Origin of the sequence: Rheinheimera pacifica (genome assembly GCF_024809855.1) — a bacterium.
Lineage (GTDB): Bacteria > Pseudomonadota > Gammaproteobacteria > Enterobacterales > Alteromonadaceae > Alishewanella > Alishewanella pacifica_A.
Genome location: NZ_JANUEM010000009.1, coordinates 141,459 through 155,129, shown reverse-complemented (window position 1 = coordinate 155,129; position 13,671 = coordinate 141,459). Strand labels below are relative to the sequence as shown.

Annotated in this window: 15 protein-coding genes; 6 read left to right on the top strand and 9 right to left on the bottom strand. The window is 49.7% G+C overall.

Annotated elements, in window-relative coordinates; all coding sequences use genetic code 11:
- The 4 genes from M2404_RS13080 to radC form a co-directional block, all read right to left on the bottom strand.
- Positions 1-483, bottom strand: a complete 483-nt coding sequence (locus M2404_RS13080) for a hypothetical protein (protein ID WP_259240193.1) — start codon at positions 481-483, stop codon at positions 1-3.
- Positions 484-575: 92 nt separating this feature from the next.
- Positions 576-731, bottom strand: coding sequence for a 50S ribosomal protein L33 (rpmG, locus tag M2404_RS13075; protein WP_008219722.1), 156 nt, complete (start codon positions 729-731; stop codon positions 576-578).
- 10 nt (positions 732-741) lie between these two features.
- Positions 742-978, bottom strand: coding sequence for a 50S ribosomal protein L28 (gene rpmB, locus M2404_RS13070; protein ID WP_040551802.1), 237 nt, complete (start codon positions 976-978; stop codon positions 742-744).
- 164 nt (positions 979-1,142) lie between these two features.
- The gene (gene radC / locus M2404_RS13065) at positions 1,143-1,817 is read right to left on the bottom strand and encodes a RadC family protein (protein WP_259240192.1); all 675 of its coding nucleotides are present in this window, start codon (positions 1,815-1,817) and stop codon (positions 1,143-1,145) included.
- 82 nt (positions 1,818-1,899) lie between these two features.
- Here radC and coaBC point away from each other — a divergent pair, with 82 nt between their 5' ends.
- The 3 genes from coaBC to slmA all read left to right on the top strand — a co-directional run bounded on the left by coaBC (position 1,900) and on the right by slmA (position 4,373).
- Positions 1,900-3,111: a bifunctional phosphopantothenoylcysteine decarboxylase/phosphopantothenate--cysteine ligase CoaBC gene (gene coaBC / locus M2404_RS13060; RefSeq protein WP_259240191.1), complete on the top strand. Its 1,212-nt coding sequence runs from the start codon at positions 1,900-1,902 to the stop codon at positions 3,109-3,111.
- 47 nt (positions 3,112-3,158) lie between these two features.
- Positions 3,159-3,617 carry a dUTP diphosphatase gene (dut, locus tag M2404_RS13055; RefSeq protein WP_259240190.1) on the top strand — a complete coding sequence of 153 codons (459 nt, stop codon included), beginning with the start codon at positions 3,159-3,161 and terminating at the stop codon, positions 3,615-3,617.
- A gap of 165 nt (positions 3,618-3,782) precedes the next feature.
- Complete coding sequence (gene slmA / locus M2404_RS13050) at positions 3,783-4,373, top strand: nucleoid occlusion factor SlmA (RefSeq protein WP_259240189.1); 591 nt, start codon at positions 3,783-3,785, stop codon at positions 4,371-4,373.
- A 71-nt stretch (positions 4,374-4,444) separates the two neighbouring features.
- Here the strand turns inward: slmA and pyrE are convergent, their stop codons facing one another.
- The 3 genes from pyrE to M2404_RS13035 all read right to left on the bottom strand — a co-directional run bounded on the left by pyrE (position 4,445) and on the right by M2404_RS13035 (position 7,830).
- Positions 4,445-5,092 carry an orotate phosphoribosyltransferase gene (pyrE, locus tag M2404_RS13045; RefSeq protein ID WP_259240188.1) on the bottom strand — a complete coding sequence of 216 codons (648 nt, stop codon included), beginning with the start codon at positions 5,090-5,092 and terminating at the stop codon, positions 4,445-4,447.
- A 50-nt stretch (positions 5,093-5,142) separates the two neighbouring features.
- Complete coding sequence (gene rph / locus M2404_RS13040; protein ID WP_259240187.1) at positions 5,143-5,856, bottom strand: ribonuclease PH; 714 nt, start codon at positions 5,854-5,856, stop codon at positions 5,143-5,145.
- Between the two features lie 81 nt (positions 5,857-5,937).
- Positions 5,938-7,830, bottom strand: coding sequence for a GGDEF domain-containing protein (locus M2404_RS13035; RefSeq protein WP_259240186.1), 1,893 nt, complete (start codon positions 7,828-7,830; stop codon positions 5,938-5,940).
- Positions 7,831-8,008: 178 nt separating this feature from the next.
- On the opposite strand from M2404_RS13035, the gene M2404_RS13030 reads away from it, so the two are divergent.
- The 3 genes from M2404_RS13030 to M2404_RS13020 all read left to right on the top strand — a co-directional run bounded on the left by M2404_RS13030 (position 8,009) and on the right by M2404_RS13020 (position 9,652).
- A complete protein-coding gene (locus tag M2404_RS13030; protein WP_259240185.1) occupies positions 8,009-8,869 on the top strand; it encodes a YicC/YloC family endoribonuclease in 861 nt (286 codons plus the stop codon).
- A 226-nt stretch (positions 8,870-9,095) separates the two neighbouring features.
- Positions 9,096-9,386: a helix-turn-helix domain-containing protein gene (locus M2404_RS13025; protein WP_259240184.1), complete on the top strand. Its 291-nt coding sequence runs from the start codon at positions 9,096-9,098 to the stop codon at positions 9,384-9,386.
- Entirely contained in the window at positions 9,386-9,652 is a 267-nt protein-coding gene (locus M2404_RS13020; RefSeq protein WP_259240183.1) for a HipA N-terminal domain-containing protein, read from the top strand. The genes M2404_RS13025 and M2404_RS13020 overlap by 1 nt, the downstream gene beginning before the upstream one ends.
- Before the next feature lie 8 nt (positions 9,653-9,660).
- On the opposite strand, the gene M2404_RS13015 is transcribed toward M2404_RS13020, so the two are convergent.
- The gene (locus M2404_RS13015; RefSeq protein ID WP_259240182.1) at positions 9,661-11,121 is read right to left on the bottom strand and encodes an NAD-dependent succinate-semialdehyde dehydrogenase; all 1,461 of its coding nucleotides are present in this window, start codon (positions 11,119-11,121) and stop codon (positions 9,661-9,663) included.
- A 109-nt stretch (positions 11,122-11,230) separates the two neighbouring features.
- Positions 11,231-13,663 (bottom strand): TonB-dependent receptor domain-containing protein, encoded by a 2,433-nt coding sequence (locus M2404_RS13010; RefSeq protein ID WP_259240181.1) that lies wholly within the window; start codon positions 13,661-13,663, stop codon positions 11,231-11,233.
- Positions 13,664-13,671: the final 8 nt, after the last annotated feature.

The following is a 13,671-nucleotide window of genomic DNA, read 5'->3' as shown; positions in this document are numbered from 1 at the left end:
TTACTCCACTGTATCGATTAAAAACAATTGCGCAGCCTGGGCAGCACTTAACTGGTAAAACTGCCGCTGTCCGGCCTGTTGCAGCAAATACCGGCCGTTACCGGTATCAGGCGCCGGATACAATAACCAAATCAGCGGTGCCGTTTGCCCTACCAGTTGCACGCTGGCCTGTGCTACCGGTACACGGCTTTTATCTGCACTCACCTCAACCGGTGTAAGCAAACTATGCTGCCAGGCAACGGCCAATTGTGCTGCATCCAGTGGCTTACCAAGAGGGGGTTGTAGCTGCCATACCGGCCCGGCTTTAACAAGGCGCGTATTGGCAAAAGCTACCATCAGTAATTCACTATCAGCGGGGATCAACCTGTGTTCAGGCGTATTAAACTGCGCTAAACGCTGCGGTATACCGTACAGCACAAACATCAGTATAAGCACTGCAAAAATCAGTACATTGTTCCAGTTACGGCGGGATAGTTTTAACATAACCATACCTGTGGGCAAAAGCTTTGCGGCATAGTAACTTAGGTAGGCTTTAAAAAGCAAAAACCCGGCGCTGGCCGGGTTTCTGTGTTCGATTACTTGATTTTCGCTTCTTTGAAAATCACATGCTTACGCACTTTAGGATCAAACTTTTTGATTTCCATTTTTTCTGGCATGGTGCGCTTGTTCTTCGTTGTTGTATAGAAGAAACCGGTACCAGCAGAAGAAACTAAACGGATTTTATCGCGCATTTTTTATTCCTTACACCTTGTGACCGTTAGCACGCACTTCGGCTAATACCGCATCGATACCTTTCTTATCGATGATGCGCATACCACGGGTAGAAGTACGTAATGTAACAAAACGGTTTTCACTTTCAACCCAGAAACGGTGAGTTTGCAGGTTAGGCAGGAAACGGCGCTTAGTAGCATTGTTGGCGTGCGAACGACGGTTACCCACCATCGGACCTTTGCCAGTTACTTGGCACACTCTAGACATGTCAATAGTTCTCCAAAATTACATCAGCTCGAGCTGTCATCACCCTTCTGGCCAAGAAGGTTGCCCCAAAACAAGAGGGCGCAATTTATACACGAATAAGCCGCCTTATTCAAGCGAAATCTTTCGCCCGCGCGCAGAGATCCGGCAAGGATCCCAGCGGATCTTCACAGCCAGCCGCGCTCTGCAAAGGAGATTACATCGGCGTCGCCCACAATAAAGTGATCCAATACCTTGATATCTACCAACATTAACGCCTGAATTAATCGTTCAGTAATCGCTCTGTCCGCCCGGCTTGGTTCAGCCACGCCAGAGGGATGATTGTGCGCCAGAATAACAGCGGCGGCATTATGCGCTAAAGCCTGCTGAACTACAATACGCGGATACACCGGCGAGGCATCTATAGTACCGGCAAATAATGGCTCGGCTTTAATCAGCCGGTGTTGGCTGTCTAAATACAGTAAAAGAAAAACTTCGCGCTGCTCGCCACTGATAGCATGCTGCAAATAACGTTTCACAGTAGCAGGCTCGGTAAACACGGTATCGCGTTGCATTTGCTGATGCAAATAGCGTTTACTCAGCTCCAGCACAGCCTGCAGCTGCACAAACTTGGCCTCTCCCAGGCCTTTGGCCGAGCAAAAATCAGCCTGGCTGGCACCAAGTAAACGCCTTAACGAACCAAACTGACTTAACAACTGCCGCGCCAGCGTTACAGCATCGGTACCAGCTATGCCGGTACGTAAAAAAATAGCCAGTAACTCGGCGTCTGACAGTGCTGTCGCGCCTCTGTCGAGCAATTTTTCCCGTGGCCGCTCTGTGGCCGGCCAGTGACGAATACTCATGCTATCCCTCCCTGAATTGATGCTGAATTTGTGTTTCCATGCTATCTTATCGCCAGTTTTTTCCGGTTCCGGTGTCTCTGTTATGTTGCAAACCCTTGCCCAAAAACACATTTTGTTAGGTATCAGTGGCGGTATTGCCGCCTATAAAAGTGCAGACTTAGTACGCCGCTTAAAAGAACGCGGCGCGGATGTACGGGTTATTTTAACCGACGCCGCCCAGCACTTTATTACGCCACTTACGCTGCAAGCTGTATCCGGCAACCCGGTAAGTACCAGCTTGCTGGACCCGGCAGCTGAAGCTGCCATGGGCCATATCGAGCTGGCAAAATGGGCTGACATTGTGTTAATTGCCCCGGCCAGTGCCGATATCATCGCCCGCATAGCGCATGGCTTAGCCAACGATTTGCTGACAACCTGCGTGTTAGCCACTGCTGCACCTGTTGCTGTAGCGCCTGCAATGAACCAACAGATGTATAAAAACATAGCTACCCAAAATAATTTAGCCACTTTAAAAGCACATAATTTTTACATTTATGGCCCTGGTGTGGGTGAACAAGCCTGTGGTGATGTCGGCTCAGGCCGTATGCTGGAGCCATTAGAGCTGGTCAGTGCCCTAGAAAAACATTTTTTAGCTGAACAGCAACTTAATAACATTAAAATCACAATTACCGCAGGACCAACGCGCGAAGCTATTGATCCGGTGCGCTATATCTCCAACCACAGCTCCGGCAAAATGGGCTTTGCCTTAGCGCAAGCTGCCGCAGCAATGGGTGCACAGGTAACTTTGATTAGCGGCCCGGTGCAGTTAGCTACCCCGGCAGGCGTAACCCGCATTGACGTTATCACCGCAGAGCAGATGCATAACGCCGTGCTGGCGCAGGCAGTACAAAGCGATATTTTTATCGGCTGCGCCGCAGTGGCAGATTATCGTGTAGCAGAAGTTGCCACTGAAAAGATGAAGAAAACCGCCAGCGACAGCATTGAGCTTAAGCTGGTAAAAAACCCCGATATCATTGCCGCCGTTGCCGCCTTAACTACACAGCGCCCCTTTACCGTAGGTTTTGCTGCAGAAACACAAAACGTAGTGCAATACGCCAAAGATAAGCTGGCACGCAAAAAACTGGACATGATTTGCGCCAACGATGTATCAGGCACAGAACTGGGTTTTAACAGCGATCATAATGCTGTCACCCTGGTATGGCAGCATGGCGAGCAGGCACTAGAGGCCCGGCCCAAAGTTGAGTTAGCTAAAGCCATACTACAGCATATTTATGCCCGGTTTTCTGCCAGCTAATTACCCATAAAAAACTAATGATTAATAAAATAAGAGTTAAGCCGTAAATGAAAAAAGCCATTGATTTAAAAATACTTGACCCGCGTATTGGTGCAGAATTTCCGTTACCGGCCTATGCCACACCGGGCTCTGCCGGGTTAGATTTACGCGCCTGTTTAGACAGCACGCTGACACTGGCACCGGGTGAAACGACATTAATTCCTACCGGTTTATCTATTTTTATCGGTGATGCCAATTTATGCGCCACTATCCTGCCCCGTTCTGGCCTGGGCCATAAACACGGTATTGTGTTAGGTAACCTGGTGGGGTTAATTGATTCTGATTATCAGGGGCCGCTGATGGTATCTATGTGGAACCGTGGCACTGACAGCTTCAATATTGAGCCGGGTGATCGCATTGCCCAACTGGTGTTTATGCCGGTAGTGCAGGCAGAATTTAATATTGTCGACAGCTTTGAGCAAACAGCGCGCGGCGAAGGTGGTTTTGGCCATTCCGGCAAAGCTTAACTAGCTAACACACTTTGCGCCGAAGGCCGGTGTACTTATGCAGCAGCGGCATGGATGCCGCGCAGCCTGAGAGGGCACAGGGATGTCTCCTAAAGGCGGCGAAATAAGTATTTCCGGCTGCAGGCGCCTGCACCAGACTATAAGTTACTTTTTACAGGACACGCAATGCCGGCACCTCGTCGCAGTAATCGTAAAGAAGATATTTTGCAGGCCCTGGCGGCCATGCTGCAAAGCAATAACGGCCAGCGTATTACCACAGCGGCACTGGCAGAAAAAGTCGGCGTATCTGAAGCAGCGCTATACCGGCACTTTCCCAGTAAAGCGCGGATGTTTGAAGGCTTAATTGAGTTTATTGAAGATACGCTGCTATCACGCATTAATGGCATTTTGGACGAACATAAAGACACCGCCAGCCGCACCGAGCTTATTCTGCAGCTGATATTAGTGTTCGCCGAACGTAATCCCGGTATTTGCCGTATTTTAACCGGCGATGCCTTGCAAGGTGAGCAGGAACGCCTGCAAGAACGCGTTGTCCAGTTATTTGAAAAACTGGAAACCCAGTTAAAGCAATGCCTGCGCGAGCGTAAGCTGCGTGAAGGTAAGGGCTTTAGTATCGACGAAGGCGAACTGGCTAACCTGTTGCTAGCCACGGTAGAGGGTAAACTTAGCCAGTTTGTCCGCTCCGGCTTTAGCCGCTTGCCCACTCAGCACTGGGCTAATCAGTGGACACAACTACAACAGGTTCTATTTTCCTGAATAACACGCCGGACTGTTAACAGAGTGGCTGGTGCGCTTTCATAGCAGCCACCTGTTAAGCCCGGCTATCCTTAAGCATTCACACCATACTGCGCACGGTACGCCTTCACGGCATCTAAATGCGTTGCCAGTTCCGGTTTATCGGCCAGGTAGTTGATTAAATCCGGCAGGCTGATAATCGAGATCACCTTAGTATTAAAATCGCGCTCCACTTCCTGGATCGCCGACAACTCGCCCTGGCCGCGCTCTTGCCTATCCAACGCAATTAGCACTCCGGTAAGCTCAGCGCCCTGCGCCTGAATTAACTGCATCGATTCCCGAATAGCCGTGCCAGCGGTAATGACATCGTCCACCAGCATAATGCGGCCTTTTAGCGGCGAGCCGACTAAGTTACCGCCTTCACCATGGGTTTTGGCTTCTTTGCGGTTAAAGCAATACGGCACATCACGGTTATAATGATCAGCCAATGCTACCGCTGTAGTTGTGGCAATAGGAATACCTTTATAAGCCGGGCCAAACAGTACATCAAACTCCAGGCCACTATCCTGCAGCGCAGCCGCATAAAAACGGCCGAGTTTGGCCAGATCACTGCCGGTTTTAAACAAACCGGCATTAAAGAAGTACGGGCTGGTACGGCCGGATTTCAGCGTAAAACTGCCAAACTTAAGCACCTGGCGCGACAGCGCAAATTCAATAAAATCAATTTGAAATTGTTTCATAGCCTGATCTTTACCTTCAAAGATTTTTACCTGTAAACCTTAAATCAGCCTTAAGCCAGTACGCGCTTTTGCTCGTCGATAATTTCACGGATGGCATGCTTGCCCAAATCCATCATCTGCTGCATTTCTTCAAAGCTAAACGGCGCTTCTTCGGCAGTTCCCTGAATTTCAATAATTTTGCCGGTTTCAGTCATCACGATATTCATATCCGTTTCGGCGTTTGAGTCTTCGGCGTAGTCTAAATCGGCTACCGCTGTGCCTTTATAAATACCGACCGATACCGCAGCAACCATAAAATTCAGCGGGTTGGTTTTAATCATGCCTTTGGCACGCATATGGTTTAGTGCATCTACCAACGCCACACAAGCACCGGTAATAGAAGCCGTGCGGGTACCACCATCGGCCTGAATCACATCACAATCGATAGTAATGGTATTTTCACCCAATAGTTTTAAATCCACTGCGGTGCGCAGTGCGCGGCCAATAAGGCGCTGAATTTCCATGGTGCGGCCGCCCTGTTTGCCCCGTGCCGCTTCGCGGTCATTACGGGTGTGCGTGGCGCGCGGCAACATACCGTATTCAGCCGTTACCCAGCCTTTACCCTGGCCTTTCATAAAGCGTGGCACTCCTTCAATAACGCTGGCGGTACAAATCACCTTGGTATTGCCAAATTCAACCAATACTGAACCTTCAGCATGAGCGGTAAATTGACGGGTAAAAGTGATAGGGCGAACTTGCTGAGCTGTACGGCCACTTGGACGCATAAGGAGATCCTTTTTTACTGAATGAGTGAATAGTTGGCAATTATACCAGAGCTGGCACTGAAATGTTGCGGCCATTGTTTGCTACGACAATTGCACTTCGATGACAGCCTCTTGCATATCAGTTTGGCCAAAGGCTCGGTTTCGCCCATGTTCTTTGGCGCGGTACAGGTACTGGTCAATGTCACTGAGTAACCCCTCCAGCTCACTTAAGCTATGGCACTGCGCTACTTTGAAGCCAATAGAAGCAGTAACCTGCAACGGCCCTTTAGAGGTTGTAATTGTCGATTGGGAGAAATCATTCAGCATCCGCTCGACAAAACCTACTGCATGCCCGCAGTTTGACGGGTGGCGCAGGCACATTAAAAACTCCTCACCGCCCCAGCGGATAATGTAGTCATTCTGGCGTATTGAATTGCGTAACCGGCTGCTGGTAGCAATTAATACTTCATCACCAACAAAATGGCCGTAGGTATCATTAATTTTTTTAAAATGATCAATATCAAAAGAAACCAGCAAAAAGGGTTTACCATCTAATACTTGTGGTGCCACCACAGTATCGAAAAAACGCCGGTTGTGGACCTTGGTCAAAGGGTCATGAGTACTGGCATAAGTTAGCAAGCGGTTCGCCTTACGCATTTGCCAGTAAAAAAATGCGATAACACCACTTAATACTATGATGGCAAGCAAAACAGTAAGAATAAATCTATTGTGCAATTGGTTACGCTCTAACTCGGCATCAACACGTTCTTTATCACGCTGACTTTGCGATAGCGCCCGCTGGCTTTGCTCTGTCGCTAAACGTGCGGCAGCAAGTAGCGCATCATTTTGGCGCTGCAATTTGTCAAGTTCACGCTGAATTTCCATGCTTTGCTTCAGGGCACTATAAGCTTGTTGCGGATGATCTTCATCAAATAGTGCCTGCCCCCAACGCTGCAACAAGTCGGGTAGCGGCTCCCGTATACTGCCCTGCTCAAGCCACTGCACCGCTTCGTCAAAAAGCGCTGTACCTGCGGCCAAATCGTCTGCATGCAACAAGTTTGGCGCATGCGCAATTTTGACATAGGTGAGATAATACTCGTCACCATAGTCAGCAGCCCTGTTCAGCAATTCGTTACCAAGTGTGGTAGCTTGTTCATACTTATCCAACTGCTGGTATAGGTTCACCAGATTTGTACCGGCAATAATATAGGTTTCCGGATCAGAATCCTTAGTACTTTCCAGTAATTGATGGTAATGCATACTTGCCGTTTCACGGTCGCCCGCTTTCATTAAGATATAGCCGCGATGAAGCATCAAATTACTGACATTATAAGGGCGCGACACCAGATCCAGAGCCCGTTGATTGTTCTGCAATGCTTCAGCTTGCAAGCCCAACGCGCTCTGTATCACCGATAAACGTCCTAAACTCTCTCCCTGCCATTCTTGCAGATGATTAACCTCAGCAATTTCTAACGACCGGTAAATCACGTTTAAAGCGGTTTCATAGTCGCCTTGCTCCAGTAAACGCTCGGCATGATCATACGTCATCCACATCACAAAGGCAGGTGCATCGTTTGGTGCCAGGTGCTGGTAGGCAAGCTGTGTAAGCTCAGTAATACGCTCAGCATTTTCAATATTTTGCTCGCGTTTAGTCTCACAAAGATAACGCGCAGCAAGCCCTTGCGACGCAGGTAACTGCGCCTCCAGCTGTGTTAATGACTGAAAATAGGGTTCAACCGGCTCTTTTAACCGCGGAGCCATCCGGCACAAATGAAAATACAACAATGCCTGATTAGCCAGAGGCTGCTCTGCCAGTTGTGCCTGCATATTATTAAGCTGCCGGAATACCTGTTCACGGGGTTGCTCAGCATTAAGTATGGTGCTCATAAGCTGTTGCTCAAAGCTGGAAAACTCCAGCCCGGAAGCTTCAGCCCACAGCGGATAGCTAAAGGTAGTTAACGACAGAAACAGGCTAAACCGGGTTAATAAGCTCATACTATAATCCAATCCTTAAATTGGTGTTTCTGGCTAAAGCGGCATACCGACACATTTTGAGTGTGCCGAAAACTTGTAATAGACTCAAACATTAATTGTCATTAGCAAGCGTGTATGCCGTTAACATCAATGCTAAACTAGCCCCTAAAGATGTTCGTCAGAAGCCAATGGAACCCTTATGATTCACAGTATGACTGCCTTCGCCCGCCACGAAACCAAAGCCAGCTGGGGCACCGCCCAGTGGGAGATCCGCTCGGTAAACCAGCGTTATCTGGAGTCGTACTTCCGCTTGCCGGAGCAGTTTCGCGGCTTAGAAAGCCTGCTGCGCGACAAACTCCGTAACAGCCTGCAGCGCGGTAAAATAGAAGTAAACCTGCGCTACCATGCCAACCAGGCCGCCGGTGAGTTAACCTTAAACGACGTGTTTGCCGAACAATTGCTGCAAAAAGCCCAGCAGTTGCTGCAAAAAGCTCCGCAAGCACAATTAAACATTGCCGACATTCTGCGCTGGCCCGGTGTAATGGAAACGCCAACCGAAGACTTAGACGCCCTGCAAGGCGAACTGCTGGCTGGCTTTGACGCCGCCCTGCAAGACTTTCTCGCCGGCCGGGGCCGCGAAGGCGATGCTATCGAGCAGATGATTCAGCAGCGTTTAACTGCCATTGGCGAGCAAGTGGCCTTTGTACGCAGCCACCTGCCACAGGCCATGCAATGGCAACGCGACCGTATCACCAACCGTTTAAATGAAATTAAAGCCGATTTAGACCAAGGCCGCCTCGAGCAGGAAATGGCGTTTTTAGCGTCAAAATCAGACGTGGCTGAAGAGCTCGACCGCCTTGATGCCCATATTAAAGAAACCCGCCACACGCTGAAAAAAGGCGGCGCCTGTGGCAGGCGCCTCGATTTTATGATGCAGGAATTTAACCGCGAAGCAAACACCCTGTCATCCAAAGCCATCAGCACCGACATTACCAATGCGGCAGTGGAGCTTAAAGTGTTAATTGAGCAGATGCGCGAGCAGATCCAAAACGTGGAATAGATTTCCTTTCTTTAACGACCAGCTAAGAGCCCTGTTAACTACCTGCAGATACAGGGCTCTTTCTAATACAACATAACAATTAATCACCATTATCGGTTATTTTTTAAATAGCCGTTGCACCGCATCTTTATATTCACCGTTATCAGTGATTATATTTGAAATATCTCAAAGCCTGACTATAATCACCAGCTATGGTGATTATTAAAGCAGGAAGCCCCCTCCTATCATGGCTAAAAAAGTAACGGCTTCAGACATGCCTGATTCAGTATTTATCGAAAACGCCGAGGTATTAGGGCAGCTGATTAAAGCGAAGCGAACAGAATTTGGCATTAAATTGGCCGACTGTGCGGCGCTGTGTGGGATTGGCATTAACACCTTGTCACGTATTGAAAACGGCAACGCGAATTGCACTTTAGCTGCGGTATTCTCCGTGTTAAACGGCTTGGGCATTAAACTGACTTCAAAAGAGCTGGCGTCGGCAGCGACTTCCATCTCAGGTGAAAGGAAGTGGATTTGATGATGGCAAAAATCGACGCATACCAACTCAAGGTAACTTATGGTGATGATGTCATAGCCACCTTGGCACTGGATAACGCCACCAATTTATTAAAACTTAGCTATGCGCCGCAGTGGCAACAACAGGGTTTTGCCATTTCACCGCATTTGCCACTAAATAATCAGCATACACCGGAAGTTGCCTACAACTATCTTGATAACTCCCTACCGGACCCACTTAAAAGCACAGGCAGCCGATATTCCCTTTATCAAGGTATAGACGCATGATGGATCTGCTACAGGCCACCCAAACACAAATACTTTATATCGGTGTAATCATCCAGGCCGTATTTAGAGCCTTCGCGGCCGTAGCCCGATTGTTTAATGCCGCCAAAGGGCGCTGCGGCGTTGGACACTATACCCTCGTTAATACCCACCATACCAAACTGCAACGCTTGCGCTACACGAAACACCCGGCCGATATCACGGCTGTAAAAATAGGCCGCTAAGCCATATTCGGTATTATTGGCCAGCGCTATTGCTTCAGCTTCGGTATCAAACGCCATTAACGGCGCTACCGGGCCGAAGATTTCTTCACGGCTGATGGCCATATCCGCACTGACATCACTTAGTAAAGTCGGCTGAAAAAACTGCTTACCGGCGCTGTGGGTTTGACCGCCCAGTAGCACTTTAGCGCCATCGTCCAGCGCGCTTTGCAGCAGTTTTTCTACTTTTTCTACCGCTTTGCCATCAATTAATGGCCCAATTTGGCTATCGCTGTTTAAACCATCGCCTACCTTCAGCTGGGTAACAGCAATGGCAAGCTTATCGGCAAAGGCCTGATATACGCCGCGCTGCACCAAAATACGATTAGCACAAACACAAGTTTGGCCGGCATTGCGAAACTTGGCCGCCATCAGCCCCTGCACAGCGGCGTCTAAGTCGGCATCGTCGAATACGATAAAGGGCGCATTGCCGCCCAGTTCCATGGTTACCCGTTTTACGCTGTCGGCACATTGCTTTGCCAACTGTTTACCCACTGCGGTAGAACCGGTAAAGCTGAATTTAGCTACCTTAGTGTGCCCGGTAAATACCTCGCCAATGGCTTTGGCATCTGTGCCCACTACCACATTAAATACTCCGGCCGGAATACCGGCCTGGTGGGCTAATTCAGCCAGCGCCAGCGCGGATAACGGTGTCTGGTGTGCAGGTTTAACGACAAAGGTACAACCTGCTGCCAATGCAGCGGCGGCCTTACGTGCCAGCATAGCGTTGGGGAAGTTCCAGGGTGTTATCGCGGCCACTACCCCAACTGGCTGGCGCTGCACAATAATGCGTTTATCGTTGGAGGGTGCCGGTATGGTATCGCCGTATAAGCGTTTGGCTTCTTCGGCAAACCATTGTAAATAAGAAGCGCCATAGGCTATTTCGCCTTTGGCCTCGCTAAGCGGTTTGCCTTGTTCAAGCGTGAGTAGGCGGGCTAAATCGTCCTGATGCTGCATTACCAGCTGATACCAGCTTTGCAGCAGCTGCGCGCGCTCTGCAGCCGGTTTTGCTGCCCAGCCGGTAAAAGCACTGTTGGCTGCCAGCACGGCTTGTTCAGCCTCGTTGGCACCAGCAATAGCAACCTTAGCAAGTAACTGCTGGTTGGCCGGGTTAACCACTTCAAAAGTATCAGTATGCTGTAACCAACTACCGTTGATATAAGAGCTTTGTTTAATCAGGGTTTTATTGAGCTGTTGCATGTTCGGCTGCATAGTTCACTCCGCTAAGCTGAGAATATCAGTGAATGTTAGCATATTGAAGTGAACCGCAAATTAAACAAACGGCGGGCAAAGGCCCGCCGTTTAGTATCAGGCTGGTGGATCAGAACCGATACGCTAAGCCCAGAGATGCATTGCGGCCATTGATGGTGCGGGCACGGATAATGCCGTTGCCAGGCACAGAGCCTTCTTCGGCTTCTGTCAGGCCAATTTCATCAAACAGGTTGTTGATATTCAGCGACACTGTCAGGTTTTCAGCCAGATTGTAGCTGGCAAAGGCATTTACCTGAGTATAACCGCTGAATTTCAAATCGTTATTGTCCTGGGCATAGGCGGCAGTAGTGCCAATAATGCTGACACCAAACTGAGCTTGCTCAAAGAAGTAACGCGCCAGCAGGTTATAAACGAAGTCGGCCTGGCGCCGTGGTGTATTGCCTACCACTTCCGGGTTCAGTGCATCTTTGCTGATCTCGGCATCGGTCCAGGTAACAGAGCCACGCATATCAAAATCGCCGATGCGGTAGCTGCTTTCCAGCTCTATACCGTGCGCTTTGTAAGTGCGGTCGAAAAAGCGCTGGCTGGTAGCTTCAAAGTTTTGCTCTTCGGTTTCGGCAAAAAACAAGGTAGCAAACAGGTTTAAATTACCGTGCCGGCTTTTACTGCCCAGCTCATACTGGGTAACCTCATCTACGGCATCTTCTCTGGCAACGCTGCCATCGGCATTCACTTTACCAAATAATAAGCGGTCGGCATTGGCACGCCCACCTTTGCTGATGCGGCCAAACATAGCCCAGTCTTTATTAAACTGATAATTGGCACCGGCCGAGTAAGAATTATAGCCCCAGCTGTAGTTAACGATGCTGGCATTGGCTAAGTCGATACCCGATACGCTTTGCTTTACCTGGCTGATGACGCCATCACCGTTCATATCGCGGCTGCTTTGCACCGCACCGGCATAAGTGCCAGAGGCACTGCCGATATCGCGGCGGATACTGGCATCCAGCGACAAATCACCAAAAGCCCAGCTTACACCGGCATAAGGCGCTTTAATGCTGTAGTCGGTGTCGTAGTTGCGCTGGCAGCAGTTATCAAAAAACGGTACGCCATAGGCGGTAAGGCCCTGTTCGGAAAATGCCGTACCATCTGCAGCAGTAACATTTAGCAGCTCAGCATTACTGCCCTTTAATGCCATTAAATACGAGTTCCATAACCACGACATGCTGATGCTTTGATCAGCAATGTAGTAACCCAGGTTCACATCAACCTCGCCAAAGCGGCGCGACAACTTTAAGTCGTTAACGATAGAGCCAAAATCGTCTATTTCAATATCGAAGGTGTGAATGCGCATGGCGTTTTCTGCCGTGTAGGCTTCACCGGCATTAGGCCCTACAGCATAAGTTAAGTTGGCACCAGCACCGGCGATACTATCGGCAATGCCTTGTGCGTTGCCTACTTCTGCCGGAAACAGCGTATTAAAGTTACCGCTGACATCGTTAATACGGAAGCGGTTTTCCAGTGTCCAGCCTTCGGCCAGATCAAACACCGCTTCTGCGCCTACACTGCTAACTTTAGGGTTCATACCATCACGCAGATCACCGCGGGAGATTTGGTTAGCACCGTTTAAACGCACCGTCTGGGTTAAATATACCGATTGCAGTGTGTCAGAACCTGCGTTGTAACCGGGTATCGAACTGCCATCGGCATACATTGGCATCGGCATATAGCTGGTAGCTTTGTCGTTTAAATGCTTAACGTACAACCGCACATAGCCGGTATCGAATTCTTTGGTCAGGTTACCCTTTAACTGAAAGCCTTTTTCGCCCTGATAACCTGGGTCACGTACGCCTTCGCCCTGGCGGACAAAACCGCCCAGATGAAAGCGCATGTCGCTGCTGATATCGCCGCCGTAGTCAAAGTCGGTGCGGAAACTGTCGTAATCCAGCCCGGTAGTAAAGCCGATGCTGCCGCCGTTTTCTTCGCCGGTTTTACTGACAAAATTGATGATACCGCCCGGAGAATTACTGGCAGTGGTACTGGCCGAGCCGCCGCGGATCACATCCAGTCGTGCCAGGCTGGCATCAGCACGCAGAAAAATATCAGCATTCCCAAAGGCAATATCGCCAAACTGCATTACCGGCAAACCGTCTTCCTGAAGGGTAAGAAACTTAGCACCACCCGCCGCTACCGGTAAACCGCGCACGGCAATATTGGCATTACCTTCGCCGCCGCTGGCTTCACTGCGCACGCCCGGCAGCATGCGGAATATCTCGGCGGTGCTACGCGGCGTAGCCACGGCAATATCATCCAGCGTCAGGCTGCTAACCGACACACTGGACTGCATTACTGTTTGGTTACGCGACACTGCACCGGTAATGACGATACGCTCAAAGCCCAAACCGGCGGCTTCGCTATTTGCCTGTGCAGGTGCTTCGCCTGCACTTGCATTATCAACCTGTTGCGCCAGCAGCGATGTACTTGCCAGCGCCACACTTACCGCTGCAGCCACTAAAGCTGGTTTTAGTTTATTTTTTTGCATTGTCTATC

Coding starts and splice junctions, on each gene's coding strand:
- M2404_RS13080 (WP_259240193.1), bottom strand. CDS start 483: ATGTTAAAACTATCCCGCCGTAACTGGAACAATGTACTGATTTTTGCA.
- rpmG (WP_008219722.1), bottom strand. CDS start 731: ATGCGCGATAAAATCCGTTTAGTTTCTTCTGCTGGTACCGGTTTCTTC.
- rpmB (WP_040551802.1), bottom strand. CDS start 978: ATGTCTAGAGTGTGCCAAGTAACTGGCAAAGGTCCGATGGTGGGTAAC.
- radC (WP_259240192.1), bottom strand. CDS start 1,817: ATGAGTATTCGTCACTGGCCGGCCACAGAGCGGCCACGGGAAAAATTG.
- coaBC (WP_259240191.1), top strand. CDS start 1,900: ATGTTGCAAACCCTTGCCCAAAAACACATTTTGTTAGGTATCAGTGGC.
- dut (WP_259240190.1), top strand. CDS start 3,159: ATGAAAAAAGCCATTGATTTAAAAATACTTGACCCGCGTATTGGTGCA.
- slmA (WP_259240189.1), top strand. CDS start 3,783: ATGCCGGCACCTCGTCGCAGTAATCGTAAAGAAGATATTTTGCAGGCC.
- pyrE (WP_259240188.1), bottom strand. CDS start 5,092: ATGAAACAATTTCAAATTGATTTTATTGAATTTGCGCTGTCGCGCCAG.
- rph (WP_259240187.1), bottom strand. CDS start 5,856: ATGCGTCCAAGTGGCCGTACAGCTCAGCAAGTTCGCCCTATCACTTTT.
- M2404_RS13035 (WP_259240186.1), bottom strand. CDS start 7,830: ATGAGCTTATTAACCCGGTTTAGCCTGTTTCTGTCGTTAACTACCTTT.
- M2404_RS13030 (WP_259240185.1), top strand. CDS start 8,009: ATGATTCACAGTATGACTGCCTTCGCCCGCCACGAAACCAAAGCCAGC.
- M2404_RS13025 (WP_259240184.1), top strand. CDS start 9,096: ATGGCTAAAAAAGTAACGGCTTCAGACATGCCTGATTCAGTATTTATC.
- M2404_RS13020 (WP_259240183.1), top strand. CDS start 9,386: ATGATGGCAAAAATCGACGCATACCAACTCAAGGTAACTTATGGTGAT.
- M2404_RS13015 (WP_259240182.1), bottom strand. CDS start 11,121: ATGCAGCCGAACATGCAACAGCTCAATAAAACCCTGATTAAACAAAGC.
- M2404_RS13010 (WP_259240181.1), bottom strand. CDS start 13,663: ATGCAAAAAAATAAACTAAAACCAGCTTTAGTGGCTGCAGCGGTAAGT.